At 43.9% G+C, this 15,765-nt stretch carries 11 protein-coding genes and 1 pseudogene; 3 read left to right on the top strand and 9 right to left on the bottom strand.

Annotated features, from left to right (window positions below):
- The first annotated feature begins 31 nt into the window (after nt 1-31).
- The gene (locus CWO13_RS08245; protein WP_102431209.1) at nt 32-1,126 is read left to right on the top strand and encodes a substrate-binding domain-containing protein; all 1,095 of its coding nucleotides are present in this window, start codon (nt 32-34) and stop codon (nt 1,124-1,126) included.
- Nucleotides 1,127-1,249: 123 nt separating this feature from the next.
- Here CWO13_RS08245 and CWO13_RS08250 read toward each other — a convergent pair whose 3' ends face one another.
- Nucleotides 1,250-2,932 carry an alkaline phosphatase family protein gene (locus tag CWO13_RS08250; protein WP_108082772.1) on the bottom strand — a complete coding sequence of 561 codons (1,683 nt, stop codon included), beginning with the start codon at nt 2,930-2,932 and terminating at the stop codon, nt 1,250-1,252.
- Between the two features lie 80 nt (nt 2,933-3,012).
- On the bottom strand, nt 3,013-3,801 hold the full coding sequence (locus CWO13_RS08255; RefSeq protein ID WP_108082773.1) for a formylglycine-generating enzyme family protein: 789 nt from the start codon (nt 3,799-3,801) through the stop codon (nt 3,013-3,015).
- A 137-nt stretch (nt 3,802-3,938) separates the two neighbouring features.
- Here CWO13_RS08255 and CWO13_RS08260 point away from each other — a divergent pair, with 137 nt between their 5' ends.
- Together CWO13_RS08260 and CWO13_RS08265 are read left to right on the top strand one after the other, a co-directional pair.
- Nucleotides 3,939-5,270, top strand: coding sequence for an anaerobic sulfatase maturase (locus tag CWO13_RS08260; protein WP_108082774.1), 1,332 nt, complete (start codon nt 3,939-3,941; stop codon nt 5,268-5,270).
- A gap of 93 nt (nt 5,271-5,363) precedes the next feature.
- Nucleotides 5,364-6,422, top strand: coding sequence for a hypothetical protein (locus tag CWO13_RS08265; RefSeq protein WP_108082775.1), 1,059 nt, complete (start codon nt 5,364-5,366; stop codon nt 6,420-6,422).
- Between the two features lie 178 nt (nt 6,423-6,600).
- Here the strand turns inward: CWO13_RS08265 and CWO13_RS08270 are convergent.
- From CWO13_RS08270 to CWO13_RS08300, 7 genes and pseudogenes are all read right to left on the bottom strand, one after another.
- Nucleotides 6,601-6,825 (bottom strand): annotated as a pseudogene (locus CWO13_RS08270) (gamma-glutamyltransferase); the annotation flags it as partial.
- A 258-nt stretch (nt 6,826-7,083) separates the two neighbouring features.
- On the bottom strand, nt 7,084-8,151 hold the full coding sequence (locus tag CWO13_RS08275; RefSeq protein ID WP_108082776.1) for a sulfate ABC transporter permease: 1,068 nt from the start codon (nt 8,149-8,151) through the stop codon (nt 7,084-7,086).
- Nucleotide 8,152: 1 nt separating this feature from the next.
- Complete coding sequence (locus CWO13_RS08280; protein ID WP_102432439.1) at nt 8,153-8,629, bottom strand: hypothetical protein; 477 nt, start codon at nt 8,627-8,629, stop codon at nt 8,153-8,155.
- Nucleotides 8,630-8,638: 9 nt separating this feature from the next.
- Nucleotides 8,639-11,821, bottom strand: a complete 3,183-nt coding sequence (locus CWO13_RS08285; RefSeq protein ID WP_108082777.1) for a response regulator — start codon at nt 11,819-11,821, stop codon at nt 8,639-8,641.
- A gap of 201 nt (nt 11,822-12,022) precedes the next feature.
- The gene (locus CWO13_RS08290) at nt 12,023-12,355 is read right to left on the bottom strand and encodes an Hpt domain-containing protein (RefSeq protein ID WP_017082339.1); all 333 of its coding nucleotides are present in this window, start codon (nt 12,353-12,355) and stop codon (nt 12,023-12,025) included.
- Nucleotides 12,349-13,938 (bottom strand): response regulator, encoded by a 1,590-nt coding sequence (locus CWO13_RS08295; protein WP_017105950.1) that lies wholly within the window; start codon nt 13,936-13,938, stop codon nt 12,349-12,351. Before CWO13_RS08295 ends, CWO13_RS08290 begins: the two co-directional genes overlap by 7 nt.
- 275 nt (nt 13,939-14,213) lie before the next feature.
- The gene (locus CWO13_RS08300; RefSeq protein WP_108082778.1) at nt 14,214-15,764 is read right to left on the bottom strand and encodes a DHA2 family efflux MFS transporter permease subunit; all 1,551 of its coding nucleotides are present in this window, start codon (nt 15,762-15,764) and stop codon (nt 14,214-14,216) included.
- Nucleotide 15,765 lies beyond the last annotated feature (1 nt).

Raw genomic sequence — 15,765 nt, forward strand, 5'->3', positions numbered from 1 at the left:
TTAATAAACATTCAAACATTTGGTAACAGTTATGCCGGGTCAAATTTATAAAAACGTATTACCAGCCCTACTGACAGCTTGTTTTATCCTTCCTTTTGACGTATACGCTGATGGGGTAAGGTCGGACTCAGATGTAAAGAAACTCGAAAAATTTCAAGAGACTGTGAGTGGCGAGCCGATTTCGTTAGCACCAATGTCGGTTGAGAAACCGGTCAGAATTGCCCTAATTTACCCAAGTGCAGATATTTCTGACTTTTGGAGACGAAATTACACTGCATTGAAGGAAAGGTTGATCGCTTTAGAGTTGCCATTCGAGATCAGCGAGTTTACCTCAAGACAAATTGAGCACTCTTTGCAGACTCAATATACGGATCAAGTGTTGAATGCTGACACACCTTATGACTTCGTGATTTTTGGCCCTTCTGAACTGGGAATACAAGCTCAGAACATTCAAAAGCTATCGGCTTCGACAGAATTCAAAACCTTTATTTGGGCATTTCACACGCCAAATGAACAATGGAAACATCAACCAGACAGTTGGTTTGACTTCTCAAGTGCAATGGGCGCGGAAGTGCTGTGTGACCATGTGGTGCAAGAGTTGGGGAGTGAAGTCGAGTTCTCTGCCAATCGCGGGATCCCGGGAATCACGGACACTCAACGTTCACAAGGCTTCATTGATTGCGTGGAAGAGAAAGGTGACTGGTTAACGGTTTATGAGCATTTTGGGCAATATCAAAAAATAGGCGGCGCAGACGGGATCCGATTAGTGCTAGGTAACTTCCCTGAGGTGACCATGGTTCATAATGCCAATACGGCGATGACCATGGGGGCGGTCGATGCGTTAAACCAAGCTGATATGTTGTCTGAGATCTATGTAACGGGTTGGGGCGGCACAGCGATAGAGATCGAGAAGATTCGCTCTGATGAGTTAGATGCAACACCAATGCGCATGAGTGATGACCTTGGTGTAGCGACTGCTGAAGCGATCAAGTTTCATTTAGAAGAGAGAGAAGCTGAAGTTCCGCTGGTATATTTAGGTCGTATCACGGTTGTGCACAATAAGATGAATGACGACCAGTTGAACCAACTCACCAGAGAAGCGTTTCGTTACTCAGGAAAGAATTAAGCACGATTCAATCTATCCTGCATGATAAAAAGAGCCGCTTATTCAGTTTAATCAGAATAAGCGGCTCTTTTTTATGTTAGAGACTCTGTGAGCATGTTTGGTTCACAAACCTAATAATTGTGATTAGTCAGTAATCTCTTCTAGCACTTGCCCAATCGAACCACTTGGTTGAGTGATTCCGAGTTTGTTCGAAAGCGTCGGTGCAATATCGTATGGTGTGATTGGACGTGAAACCTTCTTAGCGTCCACATCATAACCTGCGAAAATCACTGGCACGTGCGTGTCGTATTTCCAAGGGGAACCATGAGTCGAGGCAATTTGCAGGCCTTCCATATCGTTAATGTAGCTACGCGGATCAAATACCACATACACATCGCCTGAACGAGCGGGGTGGTAGTTGTTTTTGATGAGCTGCATCACATGAGTGTCAGGGACTCGGTTTGCTGCAATATCACTGCTTGATACCGCAAACGCAACGCCTTTCACTTTGGCAATTTCATCAGCAATGGCTTCTTGTACCTTAGCCAGATCCAGTTTCTTCTGAGCGATTAAGTCGTGATTAAGATAGATATAAGGCTGAGCGTACAAACGAATTGCGTCTTTGGTTAAGCCAAAATCATCTTTTAATCGTTTCTCTACACCACTCGATAGTAGTGCGTCTTTGTCGAAGTACTGAGCTTGACTGAAACCTAGAGCATTTGCCGCAGGTGAAGATTCAGGAACACCGTGATCGGCAGACAAGACGATTAAGGTGTTCTCTAACCCAACTTGGTTGTCGACGGTTTTGAAAAGCTTAGCGAGAGTCTTATCAAGTCGGATAAGGTTGTCTTCTGTTTCTAGGCTTTCAGGGCCATAAAGGTGTACCACGTAGTCGTTTGATGAGAAACTCACTGACAGATAATCAGTCACGTCACCTTGACCAAGCTTCTCTTGCATCAACAAGGTGCTAGCGAAGTTTTCCGTGATCTCGTCACCAGCAGGGCTCACGGTTAGCGTTGTGCTGTAGTACTTGTAGCTTGCCGGGCCGTATGGGTGAGGGAAGGTGCGTTGGAAATCACCGAGTTTCACTTTGTGTTCGGTATCATTTTCTTGCAACGTGTATTTATCACGCGGTAATGAGAGCTCCCACTTTTGTTTGGAATACTGAGCAGCAATCGCTTTCTCGTTCCAGCGTGATACCCAGTCTGGATACTCGTCGTAGTAATAGTTACTCGTGACGAATTCAGATTGTGCTTTGGAGAACCAGAAGGCTTTACCACTGTGTCCTGCCAATGAGATAGCACCGCGGTCTTTCACTGATACGCCGAACACTTTTGATTTGCCACTATTGGAAATCGTCAGCTCGTCACCAAAAGTGGTGGCGAGTATTGGCTCCGGAGAACGACCGTCACCTTGCGCTGTCTTCTGTGTTGGGTCAATCTCGGTGGCTTTGTCGACACCCGCGCCAGAAGTCAGCATTTTGTAGTTGCCATCTTCTACGTTATACACCAAGCGTTCTTCGCTACGGTCATACCAAACGTTACCTACCATACCATGTACGCTAGGTGGAGCGCCTGTTGCAAGCGACACATGGCCAACAATGGTTTCTGTGTTGCCGTGTTGGTAGTTCGCATTGGTGTAATAAGTACCGTCATCCATTAAGTAGCGAAAGCCACCTTCACCAAAATTATGCTTGTATCGTTCAATGAGGTCAGCGCGTAGACCATCAACCGTGATTTGAAGGACAAGGTCTGGCTTTTCTGCAGCCGATGCAGGAAGAGCGCAGAGTAACGCGAGTGTAAGTCCTGAAAGCTTGGTGTATTGCATAGGGTTTCCTTATTCACTGTTGCCGTAGCGTTCTAACGTGTGGTCAGATTTTTAACGTTGAGATAGGGTTATTCACGTATCTAGTTCGTATCTTTAACCAACCGCAGTCCCATGTCCGACATGGTGATGGATTGGCTTGCGAAATCACGACGGTAACTTTCTGATTCATTTTCGTCATAAGCAAAACTGCCACCGCGAACAGACTTGTGCGATAAGCCTACGTCGCTGTGTTTAGCGTTATTTGGATTGTCTGTTGGCCCGAATCTGTAGAAGGTGTCATCGAAAGCATCAATGACAAATTCACCAACGTTTCCTGTCATGTCATATAAGCCTAGTTCATTTGGCTTTTTTAACCCTACAGGATGCGCGCTATTTTTCGAATTTGCTGAGTACCACGCAACATCATCTAAGTTGTTGGAACCACTGTAAGTATAGTCTTTGCTTTTGTTGCCACCCTTCGCTGCAAATTCCCATTCCGCTTCAGTCGGTAGGCGGTATTCTTCACCCGTTAATTCATTCAACTGCTCAACGAAATAGTTCGCTTGTTGCCAGCTAAGGTTATTGACCGGAACTTGTGGGTTTTGGAAATAACTGAGAGATGAACCCATCACCGATTCAAACAATTCTTGAGTCACCTCAAACTTCGCAATGTAGAAACTATCTACAGTTACTTCACGGGCTGGTCGTTCTGCTTTGGTCGCTTCCGGGTTGTTTGAACCCATGGTGAATGTTCCGCCTTCAACCAACACCATCTCTTGGTCAATTTTTTGAGCGATAGGGTGTGTAGGCACGCTTGCACAGCCGCTTAGGAAAATAGTCATGGTGACGCCGCTAACTGCTGCTAAATGTTTGTAATTGATAAATTTCATCACGTGCCTCAAATGTTCGAAATAGGGTGTGATTCTAACGTTTTTGGTCATTCCTATTGGTTATAAAGGGTATAACATGCCACTGACTTAATTCGGAATTATGATGGGAACAAGACACTAAGATAGGTAGGTAAATCATGCACATTACTCAAGGTCCACAATATAACGGTAAAGCGTCTAAGCGCCTGCATGTTATGGCTAAGCCGATTGGCGCAGCGTGCAACATTGACTGTAAATATTGTTATTACCTAAGTAAGCAAGATTTGTTGGAGTACAAGAAAGGCAGTTCTCCAAGAATGGATGATGAGACGCTAGAGACTTACATCCGACAATACATCGAAGGTCAAAATACGCCTGAAATTATCTTCTCATGGCAGGGCGGCGAACCGACTATGTTAGGTTTGGCTTATTTTGAGCGTGTGGTTGAGCTACAGAAAAAGTATCAGCCTGAAGGTGTGTTAATTTCAAATGACCTACAAACTAATGGCACATTATTGAATGACGATTGGGGTCGATTCTTAGCAAAGAACAACTTCCTGATCGGTTTAAGTATTGATGGCCCTGAAATGCTGCACAACGCTTACCGTACCAACCGCGCGGGTCGTGGCACATTCAAACAAGTGATGGCTGCTGTCGAGCTGTTGCACAAACACCAAGTTAAATTCGCAACGCTAACCTGTGTGAATAACCTGACCAGTCAAAACGCCTTAGAAGTGTATCGCTTCTTACGTGACGTGGTGAAGTCTCCACAAATGCAGTTTATTCCTATCGTAGAACAGAAAACCTTTAGAACCGTTGCGCCGCAAACCTCTCAAGTTAGTGAGCAACTCAAGCAAGGTGACAAGCGTCTTATCCCGGGTCATAAAGATTCGATCATGGAATCATGGTGTGTATCGGACTTAGCGTGGGGCAACTTCCTGATTGCGGTGTTTGATGAGTGGGCGAAGCAAGACATCGGTAAAGTGTTTGTTCAATATTTTGAAGCGAGCTTAGAAACGTGGATTGGTCGCCCGAACCCGCTTTGTACCCTGAATGAGATTTGCGGTAAGGGCTTGGCGATGGAACCAAACGGCGATGTGTTCTCTTGTGACCACTATGTTTACCCTGAATATAAAATTGGCAACATCCATCACGAGAAGCTTGATGACCTAGCATACAGCGCACCACAACAAAAATTTGGTTTCGCTAAATCACGCACACTGACGAGCCAGTGTCAGCAATGTGACTACAAGTTTGCTTGTCATGGTGAATGCCCTAAAAACCGCTTTATCAAAACTCGTGCAGGTGAGCCGGGATTGAACTATTTATGCGCGGGCTGGCACAAGTTCTTTTCTCATGTTGATAAATCGATGGCGTATATCGCGCGTGCGATGAGACACCCCGTTGCTCATGGTAAGTACAGTGATTCTGTGATGATGGCGCGTCGAGCAGAACTGGCAAAACAAACGACGTTTGAGACAAAGTTTTAAGTCAAGTTCTAGGTTTAGAGTTATCGATCCTAACGAAATTTAATCAGATATGAGTCTAGGGACGGGCTAAGTTCTCCAACTTAAGGTAATACTATGATCAAGAAGAGTTTAGCGACAGCGGTTGCTTTATTGGTTTCAACGTCCGCATTGCTATCAACGTCAGCAATCGCAGCCAATAGCGTTCAACAAACCGTTGATGCACCAGCACAAAATATCAATCAAGTGCTTGAAATAACGGACACTCAAACCCGTATTCAACAGTTGTCTTACATGGCACAAGATCAGAATCAGTCTATCGAAAACCGTACTGGTGCGCTGCAAGAATTGGCAGCTTACCCAAGCCAAAACGCGCTGGTGGCTGTTGCTAGAGGCATAAAAGATCAAAACCCTGAAGTTCGTGAAGCGGCAGTGATCGGTTCTGAACCTTACCAACTTGAGCATCGGTGGGCATTGGTTTCACCACTGTTAAAAGACACCGATACCATGGTTCGTCACACGGCAACGTCAAATCTGATTCGTGACTTTAATACCTTAGATGAACAACAAAAAGGACAAATCGAGCCACCAGTAAAAGAGCTTATCAGTTTCCTAGAGACGCAAGAATCAGAAAAGTACCAATTATTGTTTGCTGATGTACTTCGCTGGCACAACGAGTGGGATAAGGCAGAAACGGTTTATCTAGAACTCATCAAAACGCATCAAAAAGAGCCACAAGTTTGGTTAAGTTACGCTGATAATTTCCGAGCGCAGAAAAAAGACCAACAAGCGGTCGATGTATTGGATCGCGGCTTGCAACATGTACCCGACTACGCAGCTCTACATTACTCTAAATCATTAACTTTGGTTCGCCTTGAAGACAAGAGCGCAGCGGCCAATGAGATTGAAGTAGCAGCTAAGTTAGCTAAAGACAACAGCTACTACTGGTACCTCAATGGGGTGTTACAAGAAGATTTAGACATCGATAAATCGACAAAGTCATTCGAAAAAGCGTATCTGATATCGGGGTCTCCAGAGCAGTTGTACGCCGTCTGTGACATTTACGTACGCTACGGCAATGATAAAACAGACGAATGCTTAGTAGAGCTTGCGAAAGTGGCGCCGGGTTATGTGATTGATCAGCTAAAAGAGAAACGAGTAGAGCCAAGCTCATAATATTTGAGTGAGTCGAGAAACGGAAAGTAGCTATTGAAAAGCCAGTCGAAACATTCGACTGGCTTTTTTGTATTTGGAGTTCTGTTCGAAATGTATCGTTAGAACAAGACACAAGCAAGAGACTTCAAAATGGGTGAGCTTAGCAGCTCACTCTCATTAATTTATTCGCCCATTGAGCTGGATGCACGACGACGGTCTGTTGCACCGTAGTCTTGCCATCTTTGACTTCAATTGCGTTACCACCTTGCTTGAGTATCGAATACCCAGTGCTGCTTACGTATGGGTTTGTCGCACTTACCATAAACTTCTCGCCACTTTCGTCGGACGTTATTGGAAAAGGGTTTGGTTCAGCCGCGAAACTGACTGCTGAAACCAAGCTTAAAGATAAAGTCGCTATTCGCATGCGTTCTCCGTTTAAGGTATCTTTTTATTCGCTCTAAGATTGACCGAGTGAGGGCGGTGAAGTTCGTGAGTTTGCAGCCTTTTTACACAATGCTGACCGCTCTGACATTGGAATAAAACCATCTCAATATTCACCATTGAAACGATAGTTATGGTTTATGTTTCGACAGGTTGGAATGAAAAATTACAGCGATAAAAAAGCCCAAGGTAGAGTGACTATCTTGGGCTTTGATTTGAATGACGATTGTTTAATTCTAGGTTAGAAAACGAAACTCAGCATTATGGTGTAGAGCATGGCATCTTTATCATCAAAGCCAATCAGCGCGTTAAAATCTTCGACAAACGCCCCGTTTGCTTTACGAGCTTCAAAATATTGCACTTCACCATTGATAGAGACGTTCGGTAACACATCGTAATCCACACCAATTAGGTAGCTGTTTCCTGTTAGGTGTTCGTGTGAATCAAACTCGGCGCCATAAACGACGTAAGGAGTGAACGAATTGAGTCTGTAACCCAAACTTGCGTATATCGAAGAGGAGAAGTCACTGGTTTGTCCTTCACTGGCCAGTATTGCTTGACCAAATTCGTACTCGGCACCTAACGACCAAAGTTGGATGTGTTGGTTGTCTTGTTTTGGAAGAGATCCAACGTTCTTAATCTTAACCGTCTGATCAAAGTTTGAATCTAAGAAGGATAAGTTCCAACGATAATTTTCTCCGCTTAACTGGAGGTTAGCACCGAACATTCGATTGGTTTCAAATTCCAGTTCTGTACTCGAATTGAAGTCGACTTCATTGTTGTCTTTGATACCTAAGAATGGAGTAAGCAATAGCGTCGCTTCATCACTAACATCGTGAGTCCAGCTGACTTTGATTCCGTTGAACGCAGTAATACCTAATACGGCGTTATACACTTCTGTTGGTGGCCTTGCTGTCATATAGGCTTGGCCTACATAGTAGTACTCAGAGGCAAGGAATAGTGGCAGTCGCAATCGACCAACGCTTACATCAAAGTCATTAAATTCATAGCCTAAATAAGCCCACTCTAGCTGCGGTTCACTCCAGTCATATTGGGGTGGCTTGACAACTTGCACGGAAGCTTTGAATGAGTTGTAGAAGTAATCGAGTTGAACACCAAATGTGGTATCGCAGTCGTAACAGCTCTCATCAGTAAAACCGCGGTTGATGATCAATGGATTATCGTTATCCGATGTTGCCCAAGATGTTGAACCAAAACCACTTAAAGATAAATTATCGGTAAGTTCAATAATGGCAAAGGCCGGAGAGGCAATCGAAGCACATAGCACTAACGTAATTATTTTTTTCATATTATTTCTCCGAACTTATAACGTAGAGAATGTTGGCATTTTGAGGAACCGAAGAGAGTGGGGAGTAACCAATACGGTTTGGTTTTTCGTCTAGCCAGTCGACTAAACTGTCGGTTGAAGCCGTTTTGATTTCTCTTGGATAACGAGCTTTTCCTGAAAAAGATAAGCCAGCCCAGTGTGCGTTCATTTGAGCGGCGTTCTTCCCAAGTAGAAGCTGATAAAATGCCTCTCTTTCGGCGCTGTTTTCAGGCCAATCAGAGAGTTCTACACGCTTGCCGTTGAGACGTTTGGTTTTACCTCGATATAGCTTTCTCGCTTTGTTGATTGATATCTCTTCAAACCCTGAGTCTAAAGAGAATATGGCGTATTCTTCTGCAGCATGAGCGGGGCTGAGAAGAAGTAAGCTTCCAAACAACCCTACCACTGCTGGTAACAGCGCTCTGCTCGAGAGCGTTTTAATTGTTTTGATCCAATTCATTGGTTTCTCCTAACAAGTCGCACTTTCAATTTGATGGAAGAGTTTTTCTTTTCTAACGGGCTTCGCTACGTACCCATCCATTCCGGAATCAAAGCACTTTTGAATATCATCATCGATAACACTGGCGGTTAACGCGATAATAGGAGTCTTGCTTAAGCCTAGGTTTTTCTCGTGTTCTCGAATCTCCTTAGTGGCGGTGAAGCCATCCATCACCGGCATCATGCAGTCCATTAAAATAATGTCGAAACTGCTGTCATTCCGATACATATCAACGGCGATTTGCCCGTTGTCTGCAATTTCAAAGGCGTAACCGGCCTTTTTGAGCATGACTGAAGCAACTTTCTGGTTTACGCGATTGTCTTCAACCAAAAGGATCTTCTCAGATTTGCTTGGCACAAAGTTAGGCTCAGCTTGCTCTGGTAATGTTTTCTTGGCTGTTTGTGCACTATGAATAGGAGTAACGGTTGAACTTGTTGATGCTGCTGGCGCGTTATGTGTAACTGGCAGTGGCATTGCTTCTACAGCCGCAAGCACTTTCTCCTTCAACATCTCGAACTTGAATGGTTTTGGTACATAATCATCCATACCCACGTCGAAACACTTTTGAATATCGTCATCAATCACACTGGCGGTGAGGGCGATAATAGGGATGCGGCGCGTGGCGCCAGTTTCTTTTTCAAATCGTCGGATGTTGCTTGTTGCGTTGAAGCCATCCATTACTGGCATCATGCAATCCATGAGTATCGCAGCGTAATGAGGGTTGGCGGTGAACATGTCGATGGCCTCTTGACCATTATTCGCAAACTCGAATTCAAAACCACTTTTACCGACGTGGAGTCCAGCAATTTTTTGGTTGATCTTGTTGTCTTCGACGATGAGGATTTTGTGTTGGATGGTCGTAGTTTGTTGGTTGGCTTCTGACAATTCAGCTAAACCTTGCGTATCACAGAGCTCAACCGCTTTAATCAAACGTAATCCAAGTAGGGGCTGCGATACCTGAGCAGTAACGCTGTTACCGATGTCAGCTGGCTCACTTAAGAAAGAACGAATCAAACAGATAGTGATGCCGTTTTGGTGCAGCTTATCTAAATCAGTGGTGTAGTAATTGGCTTGGAACGCGTCATCTTCAGCAAAAATTACGGTGATTGGTTTATTGTGTTTTTGAGTTACGAGCTGTTGTGTGATCGTAGCTGTGTTACTCACTTGCTGAGTAACCTTCAAGCCGTAAAGGTTAAGATCCCATTCTATGCGTTTAGAGAGCATGTTCTCGTTACCTAGAACATATATGTCAGCTGTTGCTGTGCTTGGTTTCGGTAGCATAATATCGACGGGTAATTCTAAGTCGAAGTAGAAACAGCTGCCTTCGCCCTTGACGGAGTCGAGCTGAATCTGGCCACCCATCAGTTCAACCAACTGTGTGCTAATGGCTAGGCCAAGACCAGTACCTCCGAATTGACGTGTGGTTGAATCATCTTCTTGAGCAAAGGGTTCGAATATTTGTTTCTGTTGTTGTTTGTCGATCCCAATACCGGTGTCTCGTACAGCAAATCTAAGGGTGACACTATTTTCTGACTTGTCGAGTGTTTGAATTGATAGGGTGACACCGCCTTCTGCAGTAAACTTCACCGCATTAGACATGAAGTTCATTAGGATCTGTCTTAAGCGGTGATCGTCAATCATCACACGAGCAGGTGTGTCAGGGCTGATATCAACGTTGACTGAAATTTTTTGTTCTTTCGCTTTTGGCGCCACAATAGAGGCGATGTCGTATATCGATTCTCTAACGGATGCTGAGTGTGGACTGATCATTAGCATGCCAGATTCAATCTTAGAGAAGTCCAAGATGTCGTTGATTAGGCTCAGTAGCAGTTGGGACGAGGTCTCAATCGTATCAACATAATCGCGTTGGGTCGGTGTGAGAGGGGTGTCTGCAAGAATCTCAGAAATACCAATAACGCCATTGAGTGGGGTACGAATTTCATGAGACATATTAGCTAAGAAGCTACTTTTCGCTTTGCTGGCCTGTATTGCGTGATCTTTCGCTTGTTCGGCGTCCTCTTTGGCTAGTGTTAGTTTCTCTTTAGCGAGCTCTCGCTCGATGGTCAATCGTTTAACTTGTTGAGCAAATAGGCTGAGCTCATCTTTACCCTGAATTAGTTTGTCTAAAGAAGGGCGCTGTTCAGCGTTTTCGCTTTTTAAGAAAGCCAACACCAAATTGAGGTTGTTGGTTACTTGTCTCGCTAAACTTAAGGTTAGCCCCATGACCATGGCTGCGAGCAGGGCAACGATGGAGATAAACAGTGTTCGTTGCACTTGCGCATCTGAGATCGCTTGCTCAACTTCTTGTTGGAACTCTTGCTTGATAACATTACCGAGGCTTTGTAATAAGCTGAGTCGAGCACTCATCGCCTCTAACCCAACAGAAACCTCTTGAGGTGTCAGTTGGCTAATGGCGTTTAGATCAAGCAGTGCGTTTCTGATCTCTTGGCTCTGAGCAAACACGTCGTTTCTAAATACCTCAACCATCAATGACACTTGATGTTCGTTGGCATTCAACGATACAAAGCGTTCGAGGAACAGTTGCTGTCTTTCACTCAAGGTTTCGATCTGTTCAGCAAGTTCTGGGTCGTACTCTTGGCTAGTTTGGAATATCTCAATCAGTGAAGTACCCAGTTTGAACTCTTCGTTCGACCAGAACATCAACCATTCGAGTTGTTGTAATGCGGTGAGGTGTTGTTGAATTTCGCGCTTGGTATTTTCGAATGGGACTTTTTCTATCTCAAGCAACAGTTGCTTGTATAAATCACTCTGCCATTCAAGAGCGTCCAACTTATCGTAAGTGTCAGTCGCTTCCATCGTGGATAGGGTCGCTTCACTGAAGTCAGCCACCAGTTGATTCATATCATCCGAAGCGTCTAAAAAAATGATGGGTGACAGCGTTTTTAATTCTGCCTTTACTTGATTGCTTTGTGTCGCGAATTCTTCAGGGCTCGAAGCCAGAGTACTCCGATATAAGATCGAAATATCTTGCAAATACACAGATAACTGATTGGTTCGTTCAAAATCTGTTAACTGAGTCGTTAAAATATACGCTTGTCTGCCTGCTAGAAAGAGCAGTAGTGAAATGGGAAGTAGAACTAAGCCAAAGAGTTTATGTTTGACTGAAAGGTTATTCCAGACCGTAATCGCCATATAAGGATCCATTCTACTGTTTTTATATAAAAACAGTAGAATAAAAATGCGGATATGGAAACCTTGAAACGGTAAATTTAATGGAAGTGTGGGAGGGGTATAAGTTCTTGTGATTCTGTGGCTTACATGATGAATGTGACTCATTTCTGGCAAATTATATAGATGGCCAGTCGATTTGATTTTTCTATTATTGATGATTAATTAATAAGTGCTAAGAACCTCATCGATTTGCTGATTGATGATCTTCATTTCGCTGTAGATAACGGAAAGATCATCATCTTGTGGTGCAAGCTTGTTGAATGTGTTTTGTTCAACTCTTTCTAATGCAACAGTCGCCGTTTCTTCCCCAAAACTGGCTAGGATGCCTTTTAAGGTGTGCACGGTAAAATGAAGCTTGCCCCAATCCTGTTGTTGAACCAACTCTTCGATCTCTTGTAGCGAATTGCCATGGTCTTCTTGATATGTAGACAAAACGGCGTAAATGACTTCTCTGTCGTTGTCTAAGTAGGCGTTTAAAGCATCAAAGTCTAGCATGTGGACTCCTGTCGGCTGCATGTTGAAAATGGGCTAGGCGGCTTAGTGGAAAAACCATACCGTGATGAATCACTAATCCATTGGTTCCATTTTGGAGGAAGTTCTAATTGTAAGATTTCTTCTAAATAGTCGTTGCTAAGTTTCTCATCTATATGAGCTTTATTGACGGCATATATATAGTCAAGTTTGGCGGCAACTGAATATGGGTAACTGTGAATGTAGTCTTTTAATTCCTGGATCGAGCCAAAGTTTTCAATGTTTATACAAGTTGAAGGGTCGACATTTTTGGACTCAAGTTTGTGGCTTATTGCTTCTCCACGAGATTTTAGACATTCCACGGCTAAATGATAAAGAGAGTACTCACCAAAGTGGGCGAGCAGTGGTAATAGTTGAGCAAGCAAATAAGTTGGTTGGTTGTGGAAATTATTCGCTATCAGTGTCGAAGCTCGAATCACTTTTTTGTGGGCAACCTGAGGGCTATTTTCGATGAGCAATATGCTGCTCTGAAATAGGGCAAGGCTGGCCAAAACTTGCTGCTGTTGTTTTACCGGAAGTTTCAGGTTTACCAACTCTGTGAATTGGTTGGCGTGCTCAAGCAAAATACGTTTGTACTTTAGTTGCGTCTCGCGTTGGTAAGTTGCTTTTAACGAATTAAAGTGCGCACCAATGGAATGGATGACATCAATGTCAGCAGCTGAAATGTGGGTCGCATACATCTCACCTAACTTTATGATCATATGTGTGTTATCTGCGTTCTCAGCTAAGTCGATCGCCCTAATTGCACGATGGCTGATACTTGGTGTCATTTCAAATGCACGAATCGCCAATTTAAGAGCAGGCAGCAGCATCTTATGTTTTTCATAGATACAGCTTAAGCAATCAATAACGCTCAATGAGAGTGGCTGCGCTATCAGAAAATTGTGGAGCTTATCTATGGCTAAATTTGGCTTGCCTAAGCTGTCGAGAATTAGCGCTTCAGCCACTAATTTTGTTGGGTGCATGTTGGTTTTCGAGTTGTTAATGACGTTAGACAGCAACTGCCATTTCTTACCTGCAATTAAATGTTCAATCAATGTCGCTTCGAACTGGACACTGGTGCCATTAGGGGAGACCGCCAAAGCTTGAGCTAACCTCTCTTGAGAGGAGATTGGATATAAATCATTAAGTTGGGTGAGCTTCTTCGACACGGACACAGCACTTTGGATCTTTTTACCTAACCTCTGAGTATGAATCGGTTTAGATACGAAATGGTGTGCTTCACCTGAAAGGGCAGTTAATACCGTTTCTTGACGCATATCCCCAGAGAGCAAGATTGTCGCTACAGTGTGGTCTATTAGGCGATTTCGATACAGAATCCCCAAAAGCTCAAACCCAGTGAAGGATTGCTCTAAGTGATAATCGATGAGGAGTACATGAAAAGAGTGCGTTTCGACCGCTTTAATGGCTTGTCGATAGTCGGTCGCAATAAAGATGCAATCATGTGAAATGCCTAAGCTCGAGAGTTGCTGCTTTATAAGAATAGTAGCACTCTTGGAGTCGTCGACAATTAAAACTCGTAGGTCAGGTGGTAAGGTCAAATCCATTTTCCTCAATACCAAATGTTATGTTTAATTTAGGTGTCAGGTTGCACAATGTCAAGGTGCCTGTATCACATACAAACACTCAATAAACTATTGGTAATTAAAACATTTATGAAAGCCTTCAAACACAGGTTACTTTTACCTGATTTTTGTTAGGTTATACGTGTTTTAGAAATAAAAAAGAGGCAAGCCGATAAGCTTACCTCTCTATTTCATTGTTCGAGTTTATATTCGAATGCTGTTCTATGTTTGAAGTTTTAATTACCGAAACTCTAGCGCTAATCACGCATGTTTAGAATCAATACTGCAGCGAGAGCCAAGAACGCCGTCATCATTAAGAACACATCGTTGTAAGCCATGATCGCAGCGTCACGTTGCATTGTGCCGAGCAAGCTTGCTTGTGCTTGTTGCATCGCAGTTGCGGCATCACTTCCTGACTGAATGAAAAACGCTTGTTGTTGCTGAAGCGTCTGCCAACCAAGTTGACTCACAGAAGGTAATGACTCCTTGATGTGTGCCAAGTGCTCACGCGTTTTGTTATCGAGTAGCGTAGCGATAATCGCGATGCTGAAAGCACCACCTAGGTTTCGCATCACGTTGGTTAACGTTGATGCGTCTGGCGTGTCCATTTTGCTGATGTTTTTCATGGCAACCAAAGACAGCGGAACCATAATAAATGGGCTACCGATAGCACGCAGAACCATAGACAAAATCAGCTGCTGGCCACCAAAATCAATCGTCATATGTGTATTCACGTAACAACTGAAACCGAACATCGCGAAACCAAAGGTCACTAAGTACTTAGGCTTAATGATTTGCGTCAGCTTAGGGACGATTGGGAATATCAACAACTGTGGGAAACCCATCCACATCAAGACTTCACCAATCTCCATCGCATTGTATTGTTGGATTTGAGTTAGATACATTGGCAGCACATAGATAGAGCCGAGCAATGCCATCCCTAGAATCAAATAGGCGATACAAGACATAGCAAATTGCCCATCTCGCAATAGCCGTAAATTCACCAGTGGCTTTTTGTGTTGGAGTTCGTTTATGACGAAGTAAACTAAGCTCACTGCAGACACAATACTCAAGCCTATGATGAAGCTCGAACTGAACCACTCTTCACGGTTACCTTCTTCTAACACTACTTCTAGACAGCCCAATCCTAACGCCATGGTGGCGATACCAAACCAATCGGCTTTTTTCAGCGTACCAAGGTCGAGCTTTTCATCATCCAAGCCATATCGGATCATGGTGATCACCAGTAAAGCTGGAGGAATGTTGATATAGAAAATATAGTGCCACGAGAAGTTCTCGGTCAGCCAGCCACCAAACGTTGGGCCGATTGACGGAGCAAACGTTGCCGTTACACCAAACAGTGCCATACCCACAGCGCGCTTGTTGACAGGCAATAACTGAATCACCAACGAGAAAGCAAGCGGGATTAAAGCACCACCACTAAAACCTTGCATTGCACGGAACACGATCATCGAGGTCATGTTCCAAGAGAACGAACACAACAAAGATGAAATGGTGAAGATGGCCGTCGTCCACGTGATATAACGGCGTTTTCCAAGCGCTTTAGAAAGCCAACCACTGAGTGGGATAGCAATCATCTCTGCGACTAGATAAGACGTAGAGATCCACGAGCTTTCATCTAAGGTGGCAGATAGCGCACCTTGAATGTCTTTGAGAGACGAGTTGGTGATCTGAATATCTAAAATCGCCATAAACGCGCCAATCAAACCGCCAAATAGGGCGATCCAATGACGTCTTGAAACCTCACCATCATCATTAGTGTGGGTTATAACACCAGCGTTACTCATG

Origin of the sequence: Vibrio sp. ZF 223, assembly GCF_003050585.1 — a bacterium.
Lineage (GTDB): Bacteria > Pseudomonadota > Gammaproteobacteria > Enterobacterales > Vibrionaceae > Vibrio > Vibrio crassostreae.